The 16,167-nt window shown below is 67.6% G+C and carries 20 protein-coding genes and 1 pseudogene; 15 read left to right on the plus strand and 6 right to left on the minus strand.

The features are described 5' to 3' along the window. Positions 1-564: pseudogene (locus GV126_RS36575) on the minus strand (helix-turn-helix domain-containing protein); the annotation flags it as partial. 425 nt (positions 565-989) lie between these two features. Here GV126_RS36575 and GV126_RS19575 point away from each other — a divergent pair. Further along, on the plus strand, positions 990-1,859 hold the full coding sequence (locus tag GV126_RS19575; protein WP_159668515.1) for an immunity 49 family protein: 870 nt from the start codon (positions 990-992) through the stop codon (positions 1,857-1,859). A 174-nt stretch (positions 1,860-2,033) separates the two neighbouring features. Here GV126_RS19575 and GV126_RS19580 read toward each other — a convergent pair whose 3' ends face one another. The 5 genes from GV126_RS19580 to GV126_RS19600 are packed head-to-tail and all read right to left on the minus strand — an operon-like array spanning position 2,034 to position 8,870. Further along, entirely contained in the window at positions 2,034-2,339 is a 306-nt protein-coding gene (locus tag GV126_RS19580; protein ID WP_159668518.1) for a YrhB domain-containing protein, read from the minus strand. Between the two features lie 25 nt (positions 2,340-2,364). After that, positions 2,365-2,784 carry a hypothetical protein gene (locus GV126_RS19585; RefSeq protein ID WP_159668521.1) on the minus strand — a complete coding sequence of 140 codons (420 nt, stop codon included), beginning with the start codon at positions 2,782-2,784 and terminating at the stop codon, positions 2,365-2,367. 13 nt (positions 2,785-2,797) lie between these two features. Beyond that, positions 2,798-7,588, minus strand: coding sequence for a putative T7SS-secreted protein (locus GV126_RS19590; RefSeq protein ID WP_159668524.1), 4,791 nt, complete (start codon positions 7,586-7,588; stop codon positions 2,798-2,800). Beyond that, entirely contained in the window at positions 7,588-8,250 is a 663-nt protein-coding gene (locus GV126_RS19595; protein WP_159668527.1) for a hypothetical protein, read from the minus strand. Before GV126_RS19595 ends, GV126_RS19590 begins: the two co-directional genes overlap by 1 nt. Continuing rightward, entirely contained in the window at positions 8,247-8,870 is a 624-nt protein-coding gene (locus GV126_RS19600) for an SseB family protein (RefSeq protein WP_159668530.1), read from the minus strand. Before GV126_RS19600 ends, GV126_RS19595 begins: the two co-directional genes overlap by 4 nt. A 533-nt stretch (positions 8,871-9,403) precedes the next feature. On the opposite strand from GV126_RS19600, the gene rpsJ reads away from it, so the two are divergent. The 14 genes from rpsJ (at position 9,404) to rplE (ending at position 16,167) form a co-directional block, all read left to right on the plus strand. Continuing rightward, complete coding sequence (gene rpsJ, locus GV126_RS19605) at positions 9,404-9,712, plus strand: 30S ribosomal protein S10 (protein ID WP_003948644.1); 309 nt, start codon at positions 9,404-9,406, stop codon at positions 9,710-9,712. 18 nt (positions 9,713-9,730) lie between these two features. Further along, positions 9,731-10,375: a 50S ribosomal protein L3 gene (gene rplC, locus GV126_RS19610; RefSeq protein WP_159668533.1), complete on the plus strand. Its 645-nt coding sequence runs from the start codon at positions 9,731-9,733 to the stop codon at positions 10,373-10,375. Positions 10,376-10,383: 8 nt separating this feature from the next. After that, complete coding sequence (gene rplD / locus GV126_RS19615) at positions 10,384-11,043, plus strand: 50S ribosomal protein L4 (protein ID WP_028420775.1); 660 nt, start codon at positions 10,384-10,386, stop codon at positions 11,041-11,043. Further along, a complete protein-coding gene (gene rplW, locus GV126_RS19620) occupies positions 11,043-11,462 on the plus strand; it encodes a 50S ribosomal protein L23 (RefSeq protein ID WP_159668535.1) in 420 nt (139 codons plus the stop codon). Before rplD ends, rplW begins: the two co-directional genes overlap by 1 nt. A 39-nt stretch (positions 11,463-11,501) precedes the next feature. Next, complete coding sequence (gene rplB, locus GV126_RS19625) at positions 11,502-12,338, plus strand: 50S ribosomal protein L2 (protein WP_028420773.1); 837 nt, start codon at positions 11,502-11,504, stop codon at positions 12,336-12,338. A gap of 12 nt (positions 12,339-12,350) precedes the next feature. Next, on the plus strand, positions 12,351-12,632 hold the full coding sequence (gene rpsS, locus GV126_RS19630; protein WP_006130777.1) for a 30S ribosomal protein S19: 282 nt from the start codon (positions 12,351-12,353) through the stop codon (positions 12,630-12,632). 40 nt (positions 12,633-12,672) lie between these two features. Next, the gene (rplV, locus tag GV126_RS19635; RefSeq protein WP_159668538.1) at positions 12,673-13,020 is read left to right on the plus strand and encodes a 50S ribosomal protein L22; all 348 of its coding nucleotides are present in this window, start codon (positions 12,673-12,675) and stop codon (positions 13,018-13,020) included. After that, entirely contained in the window at positions 13,020-13,850 is an 831-nt protein-coding gene (rpsC, locus tag GV126_RS19640) for a 30S ribosomal protein S3 (RefSeq protein WP_028420771.1), read from the plus strand. Before rplV ends, rpsC begins: the two co-directional genes overlap by 1 nt. A 5-nt stretch (positions 13,851-13,855) precedes the next feature. After that, the gene (rplP, locus tag GV126_RS19645) at positions 13,856-14,275 is read left to right on the plus strand and encodes a 50S ribosomal protein L16 (protein ID WP_028420770.1); all 420 of its coding nucleotides are present in this window, start codon (positions 13,856-13,858) and stop codon (positions 14,273-14,275) included. Then, complete coding sequence (rpmC, locus tag GV126_RS19650; protein WP_018564811.1) at positions 14,275-14,499, plus strand: 50S ribosomal protein L29; 225 nt, start codon at positions 14,275-14,277, stop codon at positions 14,497-14,499. The genes rplP and rpmC overlap by 1 nt, the downstream gene beginning before the upstream one ends. Beyond that, positions 14,496-14,783 carry a 30S ribosomal protein S17 gene (gene rpsQ / locus GV126_RS19655; protein ID WP_028420769.1) on the plus strand — a complete coding sequence of 96 codons (288 nt, stop codon included), beginning with the start codon at positions 14,496-14,498 and terminating at the stop codon, positions 14,781-14,783. Before rpmC ends, rpsQ begins: the two co-directional genes overlap by 4 nt. A gap of 129 nt (positions 14,784-14,912) precedes the next feature. Next, positions 14,913-15,281, plus strand: coding sequence for a 50S ribosomal protein L14 (gene rplN, locus GV126_RS19660; RefSeq protein WP_003998823.1), 369 nt, complete (start codon positions 14,913-14,915; stop codon positions 15,279-15,281). Positions 15,282-15,283: 2 nt separating this feature from the next. After that, positions 15,284-15,607, plus strand: coding sequence for a 50S ribosomal protein L24 (gene rplX / locus GV126_RS19665; RefSeq protein WP_028420768.1), 324 nt, complete (start codon positions 15,284-15,286; stop codon positions 15,605-15,607). Further along, entirely contained in the window at positions 15,607-16,167 is a 561-nt protein-coding gene (rplE, locus tag GV126_RS19670) for a 50S ribosomal protein L5 (protein ID WP_028420767.1), read from the plus strand. Before rplX ends, rplE begins: the two co-directional genes overlap by 1 nt.

Here is a 16,167-nt window from a genome sequence, read left to right on the forward strand (position 1 = left end):
GGCCGGGGGTGCGGAGGGCGGCGAGGTGCCGGGCTCGCCGACGGTCGCGGCGCGCGGCTCGTCACCGGCTGCGTCACCGGCTGGATCGCGGGACGCGGACTGCTGGGGTGACGGCGGGGGCGCTTGATCCGCCGGGTGTGCCGCAGGCACCTGGGCACCGGACTGGACCCTGTGAACCGGCTGAACCGGCTGGACGGGCGGGACCGACTGGTCGGCCCGGGGCTGGTTGTACGACACCGTGTACGTGACGAAGCGGCCGCTGGGCAGGCGCTCGCGGATGCGGGCCAGGTAGCCGTGGGTCTCCAGCTCGCGCAGGGCGGCGGCGACGCGGGTCTCGCCCTCGGGGAAGCGGGCGGCGAGGGTCTTGATGTCGACGCGCGCGCCGGAGGGCAGCGACTGGATGTGGCAGGCGAGGCCGATGGCGGTGAGGGACAGCCGGCGGTGCTGGGTGAGGTGGTTGCCGACGACCGTGAAGCGGGTCGTGTGCTTGGAGTTGATGTGGGTGATACCGCGCGGATTCAGCGGCTGAGCGCACGCGGGCGCGCTAAGGTTCTGGGTACCCATCGGGAAGCTCCTGACTTCCTCGGTGGTCAGGCCCTCGATCGGGATGCCAGTCCCGGCCGGGGGCCGTCGCATGTCTGCGGTGTGGTCGCGGCGAGCATATGCCAGCGAATCGGGCGGAACACCAGCCGAGTTGAGCGCTGCCACTCGTCCGGGTGACGCGGGCTGCCGGGGGCCTGGTGGGCCGGGTCGGGTGGCCGGTCCTTCCCTCCACATCCTTTCAATGCGTTGAGCACGCGCCGGACCGCGTCGCCACACACCGGAACGGGACGGACCACGATCCGGTCGCCCCGGTCGCGCCGTCGAACCAGGCGGTCTCGCGGGAGGAGGGCCGGGACCGTACGGCGCCGAAGCGCTTGCTCGCACCGGTTCTAACAGGTTCCCGCCTTGGCTCATGCTCTGAGAAGCACTTGACGAAGGGGGATCGGATGATCTCGCGGACCATCACTGTGTCGCGCCATGACTTTCCTGCCGGCGACACCGAGGGCCGGGCATCGCGTCTCGACAAGAGCGTCCGGCGCCGGATCGACACCCTCGAACGGTTGCCGGAGAATCTCAACCTGGCGTTCGGGACGTCCTTGCTCGCAGCGAAGACACACTGCGGAAGTGATGCGCGTGCGGCCTTGTTGCCGACCTGGGAAGCCTGGGTCACGGCCATGCAGGTGGGATCCGCACTCTTCGCATCGGCCACCTCGAAAGGTGACGCTGTCGAATGCCGAATCCTGCATCGGGTCAGGGTGCTCCCCGCCGTCGGTGTCCAGCCGTACACCGATGCCGGCAACTGGCTGAACGCCTTCTGGCTCGCCATCATCTGCAGAGAACGCGGCCGGTTGACGCAGCTTGCCAACGTCCCGGTCTCGCTGCTCCGTGAGTCCGGTGCCATCTATGACGAGTACGTGTACCCCTGGGTGGAGACACTTCAGAAGTGGTGGCGAGAGGGCGGCGAACTGGGTGATCTCCTTCTTGCCGCTGTGCAGGGGACCGATCCGGACCTGCTTCACGTAGCAGAAAAAGACCTGGTGCCGAAAATCGAGTACCCGGCCATGAACCTGTTCGTTCACTACATCACCGAGGATCCCGACAGATTCAATGAAGCCTTGACCGATGCCTTGAACTGGCACAAGTCGTACTGGACCGAGGACGAGGAACGCCAGAGCAACAGTTCCGGCCTTGTCGCCCTGGCGCCGCTCGCCCTCACCTGCCTGGCCCACGACGCCGGGTTTCCCATCGACGTCGAATCCGAGTACCTGCCGAAACACCTCCTGGAAGGCGGATGGGTCGGCGAGTACCCGACGTGACACGAAGTGACGACATGACACGGCTGCTGTCATGCAGTTCCATGCAAGGTCCCGAAGTGTGAAGGCGCCCGGTGATCCCCGTGGTCTTCGTGCCACTGACAGTCAGCGGCTTGAAGGTAGGAGCCGGCCCGATGCCTATCAGTAAGCGGACGAAGTGCAGGCGGTGGACGTCTGTCACAGCCCCTTCTTGGGAGGCCATTCACCCGATGCGCGCATCTTCATGTACTCATGCGTCGGCAGGTACGTCGGAGCGAAGTGAACCGCACTCCCGTCGTGGGGCACGACGAGAACAGGGCTGAAGGGTTTCTTGGTGAAGTCGCCCGTCTCCATGTGCTCCTTCAGGTCGAACGCGACGGTCCAGCCGTATGTGAACTCGACGGCCGTGTCCGGCAGCACGACCACAGAATCGGCTTGGTCTTTGTACGGTCCGTTCTTCAGGAAGTGGGCAGCGGCTGCAACAACCTCATTCTTGGGCGCCATTTGTTTCACTCCAAGTGGAAAAATTTCAACCCTGAGGGAATTCCAACCCAAGGATCCAGTATTCGCCCTCTTCCGTGCTCACTGCACATGCGCGGTGGCCACTCAGAGAGCGTGCGACGAAAAGTAGTTCACCCTGCGGCTCTTCTAGGGCGGAGATGTCCGTGGCGTCCGTCAGCCTCACCTTTACCCAGTCATACTTCAAGCCGACAGCCGCCAAAAATGATCCGTCTTCGGCCAGCACGGCCGAGTCGCACGCGTGAGAGATCCAAGCGTCATTGATGCGGCGTGCAGCATCGGCCACGTTCGACGGGATTCTTTGCACTGGGGTGGCCTCGACGTGCACAACACGTTGGAACACTTCTCTGACGGACGGGCCGCTGCCGGTGAACCAGCCCAAAACGTCCAGGCCTGCGCTGCGCAGGCGAATAGAAATGTGTGGGTCCATAAGGGCTTGCCGCCTACTTCTTGTAGAAAAAGTGGTGATCTCCGCCGGGCTTGTTCAGTGCGCGATACCGCTCCATTGTGCCATAACCTCGTTCTGTGTTGTCCCAGCCGAAATTCACGCCGTTCCTTGCGCGATCTTCGGCCGTGAAGCCCTTGGGTGCCCCGGCGTGGAAGTGAGGCCCTGCTGGATCGTGAGTATGTTCGACAACGACTCGAGAGCCATTTTCTGTCTCGAACTGGCGGAAATTCCCCCAGTGTGTCGCATCGGATGAGTACACATGCCCAGGCATGTGTCTCAGTGTTTTGTCCCCCATGACTATCCATTCGGCGTCAGGTGCCGTGCCATACGGTACACCGGCTACTTCGAAAGCGGAGCGCTCAGCTTCTTCTCGTTTATCGAACGGGTTTCCCTTTTCGCCCTTCGGATAGTCCGGGGCCAGGCCGAGCGGATCTGCCCAGGTGAAAGGGTTGCGGACGTAGGCGGCAGGGTTGGGAGCCGGTGCCAGACCGAGGGGGTCTGGGGACAGGTAGCGGGCGGTTGCCGGATCGTAATGGCGGAAGTAGTTGTAGTGCAGGCCCGTTTCCGGGTCGTAGTACTGGCCCGGGAAGCGCAGTGGTGTGTACGTAGTGCTGTCCGTCGCCCACGCCGTCGTTCCCCACAGGGTGGATCGGGTGCGCCAGGCGATGTGGCCCTGTTCGTCCACGAGTTCCGTGGGTGTGCCGACCAGGTCGGTGACGATGGCGAAGAAGCGGGAGTCGATCTCCTCCTGGGAGGCATCGGCCGCGGTGATGCGTTCCGTCTGGGAAACGGGGCGCAGGCCCTGGTGGTCCCACGTGAGGGTCACCGGGTTCGGCAAGGCGGCCGACGTGGTCGTCTGCTCGCAGAGCGTCGTGCCGTCCCAGGTGAAGTCCACCCGCTCCACGACCGTTTCGCCGTCCGGTGCCAGGCGGAGTTTGGCCGTGCGGCGGCCCAGGGGGTCGTAGGTGTAGCGCCAGCGGGTGCCGTCCGGGGTGGTCACCGAGGTCAGCCGGTCTTCGGCGTCCCATTCGTATCGCCAGGTGTCCGGCTTGCGCGACAGGCGCGTCTTCTGGCGCAGGGTGACGCGGCCCAGGGCGTCGTGTTCGTAGCGGACCTTGCCGGCTCGGGTGATGCACGTGCCCTGGTACGAGCGCGGGCCCGTCGCCTCGACGCCGGGGTGGTCGGGCGGCCAGGAGGCATGGGTCTGGTTGCCTGCCTCGTCGTAGGCGTAGGTCTCCGTCCAGTTCGCCGCGTGGACGGCGGTCACCCGGCCGGTCGCGTCGAGGTCGAAGCGGCGCGTGCCGGTGAGGCGGTCGGTGACGCGGATGACGTTGCCGTCGGCCCGGTAGGTGTAGGCCCGGTGCTGGAGCGTCTGGCCGCCGACACCGGTCACCGACTGGGTCGTGAGGCGGCCCAGGGCGTCGAACGTGTGCTCCAGCGTGACCGTGCCGCCGATGTGGCGCGTCAGTTCACGGCCTGCACGGTCGTACGCGGAGTCGATCGCGCGGCCCGACGCGACCATGGCCGTGCGGCGACCTGCGGCGTCGTAGGACCAGGTGGTCGTCGCGCCGGTAGGGGTGGTGCGGCCCGTGCGGCGGCCCAGGGTGTCGTAGGCGTACGTCAGCGTGCGGCCGTCGACGGTTTCGGAGCGGACCCGGCCGTAGCGGTCCCGCAGGATCGTCAGCGTGCTGCCGTGCGGGCCGCGGGCCTCGGCCAGTGCGCCCGTGAAGTCATAGGCGTATGTGGTGACCTGCCCGTCCGCGTCCTTGCGGACCACCTGGCCCAGCTCGTTGCGATCGAACCTGATCGTCTGGCCCAGGGCGTCGGTGCGGGAGCTCAGGCGGCCCGCGCTGTCGTACGTGTAGGTCAGCGTGCGGTCGTCGAAGTCGGTCTCCGACACCAGGCGTCCGGCCGGGTCGTAGACGTAGCTCCAGGTGAGTCCCTGGGGGTTGGTGACCTGCGTGAGGCGCAGCTCGCAGTCGTGAGCGAACTCGTAGCGCACTCCGTCGGGGTCCGTGCGGGCGGCGAGCAGGTCGAAGTGGGTGTATTCGAACCGGGTCACACCGCCGAGCGGGTCGGTGTGGCTCGTGCAGTTGCCCTCGCCGTCGTACGTCCAGGACTCGGAGGTTCCGTCAGGGGCCGTGCGGCGTGTCAGGTGGCCCTCGAGGGACCATTCCAGGCGGGTCACGGCGCCGGTCGGGTCCGTGATGGCGGTCGGACGGCCGAAGGCGTCCCGTTCGTACGTCGTGGTGGAGCCGAGGGGGTCCGTGATCCTGACCGGGAGTCCCGCGCGGTCGCACTCGACGGTGGTGGTGTGGCCGAGGGGGTCCGTGACGGCGGTGAGCCGGCCGGCCTCGTCGTAGGAGAAGCGGGTGGTCTGGCCGGCGGGGTCGGTGGCCGACGTTCTGTTGCCCCGGTCGTCGTACGTCTGGCGCCAGGTCGCGCCGTCGGGTCCGGTGATTTTCACCGGCAGCCCGAGGGCGTTGTACTCGGCCCGGGCCTCCCGCCCGTCCGGGCGGGTCACCGACAGCAGGTTGCCCGCCTCGTCGTAGCGGTACGACGTGGTGTGGCCGAGGGGGTCGGTCTCGGCCAGCAGGCGGTTGTAGCGGTCCCGTCGGTAGCGGGTGACCGCGCCGAGGGGGTCGGTCTCGGCCACGACCTGCGCGCGCTCGTTGATCAGGTAGCGCCGGGTGTGGCCCTCAGCCGTCGTCGCCGTGGTGACCCGCAGGCCTGTCGCGGGGTCGGTCTCGTCGTACGCCAGGCGCAGCGCCATGTGGCCCGCCGAGCCGCCCTCGGCGATACAGCGGTCCTGGTCGTCGTAGGTGTAGGTGTAGGTGCGGTCGTTGGTGTCCGTCCACGAGGTGACCCGGCCGGCCTCGTCGTAGGTGAAGCGCAGGGGCAGCCCGGAGGAGTTGACGACCTCGGTCAGGTTGCCGTCCGTGTAGCCGTAGCGCTTGAGTTCCTGCCCTGTGCCGCCCAGGTGCAGGGCGGTGATCCGGCCGTCCTGAGTGGTGATGCGGACGTCGTGACCTGTGCTGGAGACGATGCCGAGCGGGGTGCCGTCCGCGTCGTACTCGAACGTGATCCAGTTGCCGTTGCGGTCGTCGATCTGCTCCAGCACGGCGAGGCCCTCGCCTCGGTCGCCGAAGTGCTTGACCCACCCCTGCTGGGGATCGGTGACCGTGTAGCCGCCGTCCACGCGTTCCAGCGGCCGGCGCGGGCCGTGGCTGGGCAGCGATGGCTCCCCTGGGGACGGGTGCGGGTACACCAGCAGCAGGCCGTCCTCGGAGACGAGGACGACGTTCTCGGAATCGATCTCCAGACGCTGATCGACGGTGGAGTACCAGGAGGGGCCGAACCAGCGGCCGAATCGGTAGCCGGATTCCACACGCCGCTTGATGACCAGGGGGAGAACACCCGGCAGCACAACGTCCGTTTGGTGAAGGTACATTCTGCCGGTGGTCAGGTCCACCGGATCCGTGGGGTCGTCCTTGACCTTCTCGCTGGGATTCGGAGTGTCGTACTTCTCCGGATTGCTTTTGGCGACGTCTGCGGCGGACTTCTCGGCAACCGCTGACGACTCCTTGACGGCTGCTTGTTCGGCCGCGTCTTTCAAACCTGCCGTCGCGGCGTCCTTCAGACCCGCTGTCGCTGCGGCCTTCAGCCCGCCGGCGGCCAGGCCGGCGCCGTCGGTGCCGAGGGCCTGGGGCAGGAAGCGGCCGGAGAACTCGGAAGGGTCCTTCTCGAAGTCGTCCACGGCGGCCTTGACCGCGCGCTCGGGGTGCGCGGCGGTGGAGGTCAGGCCGGAGAGCGTCATCGAGACGCCCTGCAGGAACTCGGCCGGGTGCGTCAGGTTGTAGGCGTCCATCGGGTTGACGCCCCGGGCGAAATTGACCAGTTCCGCCGTGCCCTTGAGCACGCCCCCGGCAAGGTGCAGCAGCTCCGTCTGTCGGGCTTGCTCCCTGTCGAGGACGTCGTTGCCGAGGCGGTCCAGCGGTGGTGGTTCCGCGGGCGCGTGGGCCAGGGCGGCCTTGAGTCGACTGTCGGCGGTGGCGGCCGCGGTGTTGCGCTGCCGGCGCGCTTCGGCGAGTTTCTCCCGGGCCGCCTCGATGTCGGCCTTGCCGGGATCGCGGAACGGCTCGGGCACGGGGCCCGGGTCCTCGTCCGCCTCGATCTTCGCCTTGTAGGCGTCGACGCGCTTGCGGTAGGCGCTGATGGCCGACTCGCTGGTCTCCTTGCCGTGCCGGTACAGCGCGATGGCTTCCTCGGCCTGCTCCTGTGCCCACTTCACGGTCTCCGCGTAGGCCTCCAGGGCCTTCGACGCCGTCTCGCAGGCGTCGGCGGCGTGCAGCCACTTCGCGGGGTGCGCACCGAGCTTGTCACGGAAGGCGTCACCCCCTTCGCCTTTCCAGCCGGAGGAGTCCACCTTCTTCAGGCCCGCGCTGACCTTTTCGAAGGCGGTGAAGAATTTCTTCAGGTGCCCCGCCGTCTGCACGATCTTGTCGTGATCGCCGTGCACCAGGTCCTTGGGGTCGTCGCTCTCGCCGAGCTGCCGCTCGCCAGGCATGGCCCCGAGGTCCGCGGCGATCTCGTCGCCCCAGTCCTCCACCTTGTCGGCCGCGCTGTGCAGGCCGGCTGCGTCCAAGGCTCCGCCGAGCTTGTGGGCGCCCCAGTCGATGCCCTCGCCGGCCATCTTCTTGCCCGCGTCGGCAAGCTTCTCGCCCTTGTCCAGAGCCCAGTTGGCGCCCTGCTCGAAGCCGTGCCCGATGTCGCCGAAGACCCCCATCAGCCCGCGTCCCCGCCCTGCTGCCCGCGGGCCCGCTCCTCGGGCGAGGGGCCTACGGCGTTGTCGATGAGCGCGTCGTAGTCCGCGTCCGACACGCCGAAGGCGCGGTGCAGGTTCTCGGGGTTGAGTCCCAGCGGGCCGACGGTGTGGGAGGTCATCACGTCGCGGGCCGCGTCCTTCCAGCCCTGGAGACTGTTGTCGCGGGCGCGCTCGAACGACTGCGCGCTGTAGTCGTGGTGCAGTTCCTGGGTGGCGATCTCTCCCCAGCCCTGCCGGGTGACCTCGTCCTCCGTCGCGTGCGGATTGCCGATCAGCGCGTTCAGTCCGACCTTGAACGTGCCCGCGATGTACTGCTCGGTCTCGTAGTACGTACCGGCCGACATGCCCGTCTTCAGGGCGAGCGCGTTGCCCTCGTGGATCAGGGCGCGCACCCCCCATTCCCATCGCTCGCAGAACGAGCGGAAGGTGGCCGTGAGGGCCTCGTCGCCGAGTTCCAGGCCGGTCAGCTCCAGCTCGCCGAAACCACGCCCGGCGCCCGACATGCCGACCATGCCGAGGTCCTGCAGCTCGCCCAGGGCCAGGGTCAGGCCTTGGGCGATCTCGTCGAGCCCCCCGGTGGCCAGGTCCCATCCGCCCGACTGCGCTCCCGCGCCCCCGTTCACCGCTTCTCCTTCCCCCGGCCGGTGACGGCCGTGTCACCGGCGTATCCCTTGTCCACCGCGTACGCGTCCGGAACGATCCCGGAGACCGGCGGGAACAGCCCCGCCTTCTCCGCGCCGTCGGCGGCGTCCAGCGCGACGCCGCAGGGCACCCGCGCCACCGGGACCGCCACGTCGAGGAGGCGGGCACCCAGCACCCTCTCGTACGTCCACTCCTCGTGACCGCGGCCCTGGGACAGCGCGTAGCGGGCGAGGGACGGCTCGTCGGAGAACGCCAGGATCCAGCGGACCCCGCCCAGATCGACGGTCAGCCAGCCGTGGTCCTCGACCGGCACCAGCACCGCCGTGTCCCGGAAGGCGCTCAGTACCTCGGTGAATCGGCGTCGTCGTGCGTCGACTGTCGCCCGGCTGTCCTTGGGCGCGGCGGACGGGCCTGCGGTCTCGCCGCGCTCGGCGGACGGCGGCTGCGCCGGCTCCTGCTGCTCCGCCGCCGTAGTGGACACCGCGGCCGCCGTGGACAGCGGCGGTATGTCGGTGTGCCGTGCGGGACCGGCCAGGTCCGCGTAATCGGTGATCCGAGAGCGCCGCACCGGCGCCTGACCACCGCCCCCCGGGTTCGTCATGCCACAAACCGTGGCACAGAAATGATCTCCGTCGCCACCCGCCGACCGCGCCCCGGGGCGGATCAAGACGATCTTGAAAGAGCCTTTGCCTCCCGCCGCTGTGCCTTTGCATCGCGCCGCGGCAGGCACCCGGGTTTGCCTCGTCCCACCCCCGGGGTAATCTCTTCCGCTCCGATTGGCCAGTCCGCCGCACCCTGTGGCAGACTGTCCGAGTTGCTCGGTCGAGTGTTGATGCTGCGCGCCTCCCGCCGGGAGGACCGGAAGCGAGTCCCACGGTACTCGTCAACCCTGCGTGGGTTGGAAGTACGGGAATCTTCCGGGAAGCGTGGGCGCGGCACCGGCCAGGCACCCGGTGGGTCTTCGCCCCCGGTCCGCGGTTCCGGTGGGGGCCGTCGTAATCCCGCAGGGATGTTCGAACAAGGGACATCTGTGTCAGCGGGAGCGCGACACGCCCGACCGCGTGGGTCGGAGGAGGGGGCAACGGAAACTGCCGGGTTCCAGAGCGTGAGAAGAGACAGGACTACGAAGTAGCCATGGCGGGACAGAAGATCCGCATCCGGCTCAAGGCCTACGACCACGAGGTCATCGACTCCTCGGCGAAGAAGATCGTCGAGACGGTGACCCGCACTGGTGCGTCGGTCGCGGGCCCGGTGCCGCTGCCCACTGAGAAGAACGTGTACTGCGTCATCAAGTCGCCGCACAAGTACAAGGACTCGCGCGAGCACTTCGAGATGCGCACGCACAAGCGCCTGATCGACATCCTCGACCCGACCCCCAAGACCGTTGACTCTCTGATGCGACTCGACCTGCCGGCCGGTGTCGACATCGAGATCAAGCTCTGAGGCGCGGTGATCTGAGAGATGGCTAAGCAGATCAAGGGCATCCTGGGCGAGAAGCTCGGTATGACGCAGGTCTGGGACGAGAACAACCGTGTCGTCCCGGTCACCGTCGTCAAGGCCGGGCCCAACGTCGTCACCCAGGTCCGTACGAACGACGTCGACGGCTACGAGTCCGTCCAGCTCGCCTTCGGCGAGATCGACCCGCGCAAGGTGAACAAGCCCCTCAAGGGCCACTTCGCGAAGGCCGACGTCACCCCGCGTCGTCACCTCGTCGAGATCCGGACGGCCGACGCCTCCGAGTACACCCTCGGACAGGAAGTCACCGCCGAGGTCTTCGAGGCCGGCACCAAGGTCGACGTCACCGGCAAGAGCAAGGGCAAGGGCTTCGCCGGTGTCATGAAGCGCCACAACTTCGGTGGCCTCGGCGCCGGACACGGCACCCAGCGCAAGCACCGCTCGCCCGGTTCCATCGGCGGCTGCGCCACGCCGGGCCGTGTGTTCAAGGGCCTCCGCATGGCGGGTCGCATGGGCAACGAGCGGGTCACCACCCAGAACCTGACCGTCCACGCCGTTGACGCGGAGAAGGGTCTGCTGCTCATCAAGGGCGCGGTTCCCGGTCCGAACGGCGGCCTCGTCCTGGTCCGCACCGCGGCCAAGGGGGCCTGAGGTAACCGATGAGCACTGTTGACATCCTTTCGCCGGCGGGCGAGAAGGCCGGTTCCGTCGAGCTCCCCGCGGAGATCTTCGGCGTTGAGAAGGTCAGCGTTCCGCTGATCCACCAGGTCGTCGTCGCGCAGCTGGCCGCCGCCCGTCAGGGCACGCACAAGACCAAGACCCGCGGCGAGGTCCGCGGCGGTGGCAAGAAGCCGTACCGCCAGAAGGGCACCGGTCGCGCCCGCCAGGGTTCGACCCGCGCGCCGCAGTTCGCCGGTGGTGGCGTCGTGCACGGTCCCGTGCCGCGCGACTACTCGCAGCGGACCCCGAAGAAGATGAAGGCCGCGGCCCTGCGCCACGCCCTCACCGACCGGGCCCGCCACAACCGCATCCACGTCGTCACCGGCGTGATCGAGGGCGAGACCCCGTCCACCAAGGCCGCCAAGGCGCTGTTCGGCAAGATCAGCGAGCGCAAGAACCTGCTGCTCGTCGCCGACCGCTCCGACGAGGCCGCGTGGCTGTCCGCCCGCAACCTGCCCCAGGTGCACATCCTGGAGCCGGGCCAGCTGAACACGTACGACGTTCTCGTCTCGGACGACGTGGTCTTCACCAAGGCCGCTTTCGAGTCCTTCGTCGCCGGCCCGAACAAGGCCAACGACACCGAAGGGAGCGAGGCCTGATGGCTACGCGTCACCCCTCCATCGCCTCGAAGGCCGCCAAGGCCGCCAAGGCCGCGCGCGTCGCCAAGGCGCGCCGTCACGCCGCCGAGGGCAAGAACACCGTCGAGACCCCGCTGAGCAAGGCCTACACGGATCCCCGTGACGTCCTGATCAAGCCGGTCGTCTCGGAGAAGAGCTACGCGCTCCTCGACGAGAACAAGTACACGTTCATCGTCGACCCGCGTGCCAACAAGACCCAGATCAAGGAGGCCGTCCAGGCGGTCTTCGAGGTCAAGGTCACCGGGGTCAACACGATCAACCGCCAGGGCAAGCGCAAGCGGACCCGCACCGGCTTCGGCCAGCGTGCCGCGACCAAGCGCGCGATCGTGACCCTCGCCGAGGGCGACCGTATCGACATCTTCGGCGGTCCGACCGCCTGACGGCGGTCTGACCGTCCGATATCGGACGAGGACTGAGAAATGGGTATCCGCAAGTACAAGCCGACGACTCCTGGCCGTCGTGGCGCCAGCGTCGCCGACTTCGTCGAGGTCACGCGGTCCACGCCGGAGAAGTCGCTGGTCCGTCCCCTGCACAGCAAGGGCGGCCGTAACAATTCCGGTCGTGTGACCGTCCGCCACCAGGGCGGTGGCCACAAGCGCGCCTACCGCGTGATCGACTTCCGTCGTCACGACAAGGACGGCGTGCCGGCGAAGGTCGCGCACATCGAGTACGACCCCAACCGCACCGCGCGCATCGCGCTCCTGCACTACGCGGACGGCGAGAAGCGCTACATCCTCGCGCCGCGTGGCCTGAACCAGGGCGACCGCGTCGAGAACGGTCCCGGGGCCGACATCAAGCCGGGCAACAACCTCGCCCTGCGCAACATCCCGGTCGGTACGACGCTGCACGCCATCGAGCTGCGTCCGGGCGGCGGCGCCAAGTTCGCCCGCTCCGCCGGCGCCTCGGTGCAGCTGCTCGCGAAGGAGGGCTCGATGGCCCACCTCCGCATGCCCTCCGGTGAGATCCGCCTGGTCGACGTGCGCTGCCGCGCCACCGTCGGCGAGGTCGGCAACGCCGAGCAGAGCAACATCAACTGGGGCAAGGCCGGCCGCAAGCGCTGGCTGGGCGTCCGCCCGACCGTGCGTGGTGTGGTCATGAACCCGGTGGACCACCCGCACGGTGGTGGTGAGGGCCGTACCTCCGGTGGCCGCCACCCTGTGTCCCCGTGGGGCAAGAAGGAAGGCCGTACTCGTTCTCCCAAGAAGGCGAGCAACAAGTACATCGTCCGCCGCCGCAAGACGAACAAGAAGCGCTAAGGACGGGTTGAGATGCCTCGTAGCTTGAAGAAGGGGCCCTTCGTCGACGACCACCTGATGAAGAAGGTGGACGCCCAGAACGAAGCCGGCACCAAGAACGTCATCAAGACCTGGTCCCGTCGCTCGATGATCGTCCCGGCCATGCTGGGCCACACGATCGCGGTGCACAACGGCAAGACCCACATCCCGGTGTTCGTCACCGAGTCGATGGTCGGCCACAAGCTCGGCGAGTTCTCGCCGACCCGCACCTTCCGGGGCCACGTCAAGGAAGACCGGAAGTCGAAGCGCCGCTAAGCGGATCGCAGCAGAGACGTAAGTAACTGAAGGGACAACCATGGAAGCCAGGGCCCAGGCGCGGTACATCCGCGTCACGCCCATGAAGGCCCGCCGCGTGGTGGACCTCATCCGTGGCATGGACGCCACGGAGGCCCAGGCCGTCCTGCGATTCGCTCCGCAGGCAGCCTCCGTGCCGGTCGGCAAGGTGCTCGACAGCGCCATCGCCAACGCCGCGCACAACTACGACCACACCGACGTCGACAGCCTGTACGTCTCCGAGGCGTACGTCGACGAGGGCCCGACCCTGAAGCGGTTCCGTCCGCGCGCCCAGGGCCGCGCCTACCGGATCCGCAAGCGGACCAGCCACATCACCGTGGTCGTCAGCAGCAAGGAAGGAACCCGGTAATGGGCCAGAAGGTAAACCCGCACGGGTTCCGGCTCGGTGTCACCACCGACTTCAAGAGCCGCTGGTACGCCGACAAGCTGTACAAGGACTACGTCAAGGAAGACGTCGCCATCCGTCGGATGATGACGTCCGGCATGGAGCGCGCCGGCATCTCCAAGGTCGAGATCGAGCGCACCCGTGACCGCGTCCGCGTGGACATCCACACCGCGCGTCCGGGCATCGTCATCGGCCGCCGCGGCGCCGAGGCCGACCGCATCCGCGGCGACCTCGAGAAGCTCACCGGCAAGCAGGTCCAGCTGAACATCCTCGAGGTCAAGAACCCCGAGACCGACGCTCAGCTGGTTGCGCAGGCCGTCGCCGAGCAGCTCTCCTCCCGCGTCTCCTTCCGCCGTGCCATGCGCAAGAGCATGCAGTCGGCGATGAAGGCCGGCGCCAAGGGCATCAAGATCCAGTGCGGTGGCCGCCTCGGCGGCGCCGAGATGTCCCGCTCGGAGTTCTACCGCGAGGGCCGCGTGCCCCTGCACACGCTCCGCGCGAACGTGGACTACGGCTTCTTCGAGGCCAAGACGACCTTCGGCCGCATCGGTGTGAAGGTCTGGATCTACAAGGGCGACGTGAAGAACATCGCCGAGGTCCGCGCCGAGAACGCCGCCGCCCGTGCGGGCAACCGCCCGGCTCGCGGTGGCGCCGACCGCCCGGCCCGTGGTGGCCGCGGTGGCGAGCGGCGCGGTCGCAAGCCGCAGCAGCAGCAGGCTCCGGCCGCCGAGGCCCCCAAGGCCGAGGCTCCCGCCGCTGCCGCTCCGGCTGAGAGCACCGGAACGGAGGCCTGACCGACATGCTGATCCCCCGTAGGGTCAAGCACCGCAAGCAGCACCACCCGAAGCGCACCGGTATGTCCAAGGGTGGCACGCAGGTTGCGTTCGGCGAGTACGGCATCCAGGCGCTGACCCCGGCCTACGTCACGAACCGCCAGATCGAGGCGGCTCGTATCGCCATGACCCGTCACATCAAGCGTGGCGGCAAGGTCTGGATCAACATCTACCCGGACCGCCCGCTCACGAAGAAGCCGGCCGAGACCCGCATGGGTTCCGGTAAGGGTTCCCCGGAGTGGTGGGTCGCGAACGTCAAGCCCGGACGCGTGATGTTCGAGCTGTCGTACCCCAACGAGAAGATCGCCCGTGAGGCGCTGACCCGTGCGGCCCACAAGCTGCCGATGAAGTGCCGGATCGTCAAGCGCGAGGCAGGTGAAGCGTGATGTCGGCCGGTACCAAGGCGTCCGAGCTGCGCGAGCTGGGCAACGAGGAGCTTCTCGGCAAGCTCCGCGAGGCCAAGGAAGAGCTGTTCAACCTCCGCTTCCAGGCGGCGACCGGTCAGCTCGAGAACCACGGTCGGCTCAAGGCCGTCCGTAAGGACATCGCGCGGATCTACACCCTGATGCGCGAGCGCGAGCTGGGCATCGAGACGGTGGAGAACGCATGAGCGAGAACAACGTGACTGAGCAGAACACCGAGGCGCGCGGCTTCCGCAAGACCCGTGAGGGTTACGTCGTCAGCGACAAGATGGACAAGACCGTCGTCGTCGCCGTCGAGGACCGCGTCAAGCACGCGCTGTACGGCAAGGTCATCCGCCGTACCAACAAGCTCAAGGCGCACGACGAGCAGAACGCCGCGGGTGTCGGCGACCGCGTCCTCCTGATGGAGACCCGGCCGCTGTCCGCTACGAAGCGCTGGCGCGTCGTCGAGATCCTCGAGAAGGCCAAGTAGGTAATTCGCGCAAGCGAATTCCAATAGATACGCCTGCGGGCAGACCCCGCAGGTCAGTTCCGCCAGGCTCCGGGGGACCGCTCGGCATGAGCGGCCCCCGGGGAACCGGCAGACGATCAGGAGATAGACGTGATCCAGCAGGAGTCGCGACTGCGTGTCGCCGACAACACTGGTGCGAAGGAGATCCTTTGCATCCGTGTGCTCGGCGGCTCCGGTCGCCGCTACGCGGGCATCGGTGACGTCATCGTCGCCACCGTCAAGGACGCGATCCCCGGTGGCAACGTGAAGAAGGGTGACGTCGTCAAGGCGGTCATCGTTCGCACCGTCAAGGAGCGCCGCCGTCCGGACGGCTCGTACATCCGCTTCGACGAGAACGCCGCCGTCATCCTCAAGAACGACGGCGACCCTCGTGGCACCCGTATCTTCGGCCCGGTCGGCCGTGAGCTGCGCGAGAAGAAGTTCATGAAGATCATCTCCCTCGCGCCGGAGGTGCTGTGAGCATGAAGATCAAGAAGGGCGACCTGGTCCAGGTCATCACCGGCAAGGACAAGGGCAAGCAGGGCAAGGTCATTGCCGCTTACCCGCGCGAGGAGCGTGTCCTGGTCGAGGGTGTCAACCGGGTCAAGAAGCACACCAAGGCCGGCCCGACCGCCAGCGGCTCCCAGGCCGGCGGCATCGTCACCACCGAGGCGCCGATCCACGTCTCCAACGTCCAGCTGGTCGTGGAGAAGGACGGCAAGAAGGTCGTGACCCGCGTCGGTTACCGCTTCGACGAGAACGGCAACAAGATCCGCGTTGCCAAGCGGACGGGTGAGGACATCTGATGACGACCACCACCGCAACCCCGCGTCTGAAGCAGAAGTACAAGGGCGAGATCGTCCAGAAGCTGCGTGACGAGTTCAAGTACGAGAACGTCATGCAGGTTCCCGGTCTGGTCAAGATCGTGGTCAACATGGGTGTGGGCGACGCCGCCCGCGACTCCAAGCTGATCGAGGGCGCCGTGCGCGACCTCGCCACGATCACCGGTCAGAAGCCGGCCGTCACCAAGGCCCGCAAGTCCATCGCGCAGTTCAAGCTGCGTGAGGGTCAGCCGATCGGTGCCCACGTCACGCTCCGTGGCGACCGCATGTGGGAGTTCCTGGACCGCACCCTGTCGCTCGCGCTGCCGCGCATCCGCGACTTCCGCGGCCTGTCCCCCAAGCAGTTCGACGGCCGTGGCAACTACACGTTCGGTCTCACGGAGCAGGTCATGTTCCACGAGATCGACCAGGACAAGATCGACCGTGTCCGGGGTATGGACATCACCGTGGTCACCACGGCGACCAACGACGAAGAGGGCCGCGCCCTTCTCCGTCACCTCGGCTTCCCGTTCAAGGAGGCGTGA

This window comes from Streptomyces mexicanus (assembly GCF_902506575.1).
In the GTDB taxonomy this organism is placed as follows: domain Bacteria; phylum Actinomycetota; class Actinomycetes; order Streptomycetales; family Streptomycetaceae; genus Streptomyces; species Streptomyces mexicanus.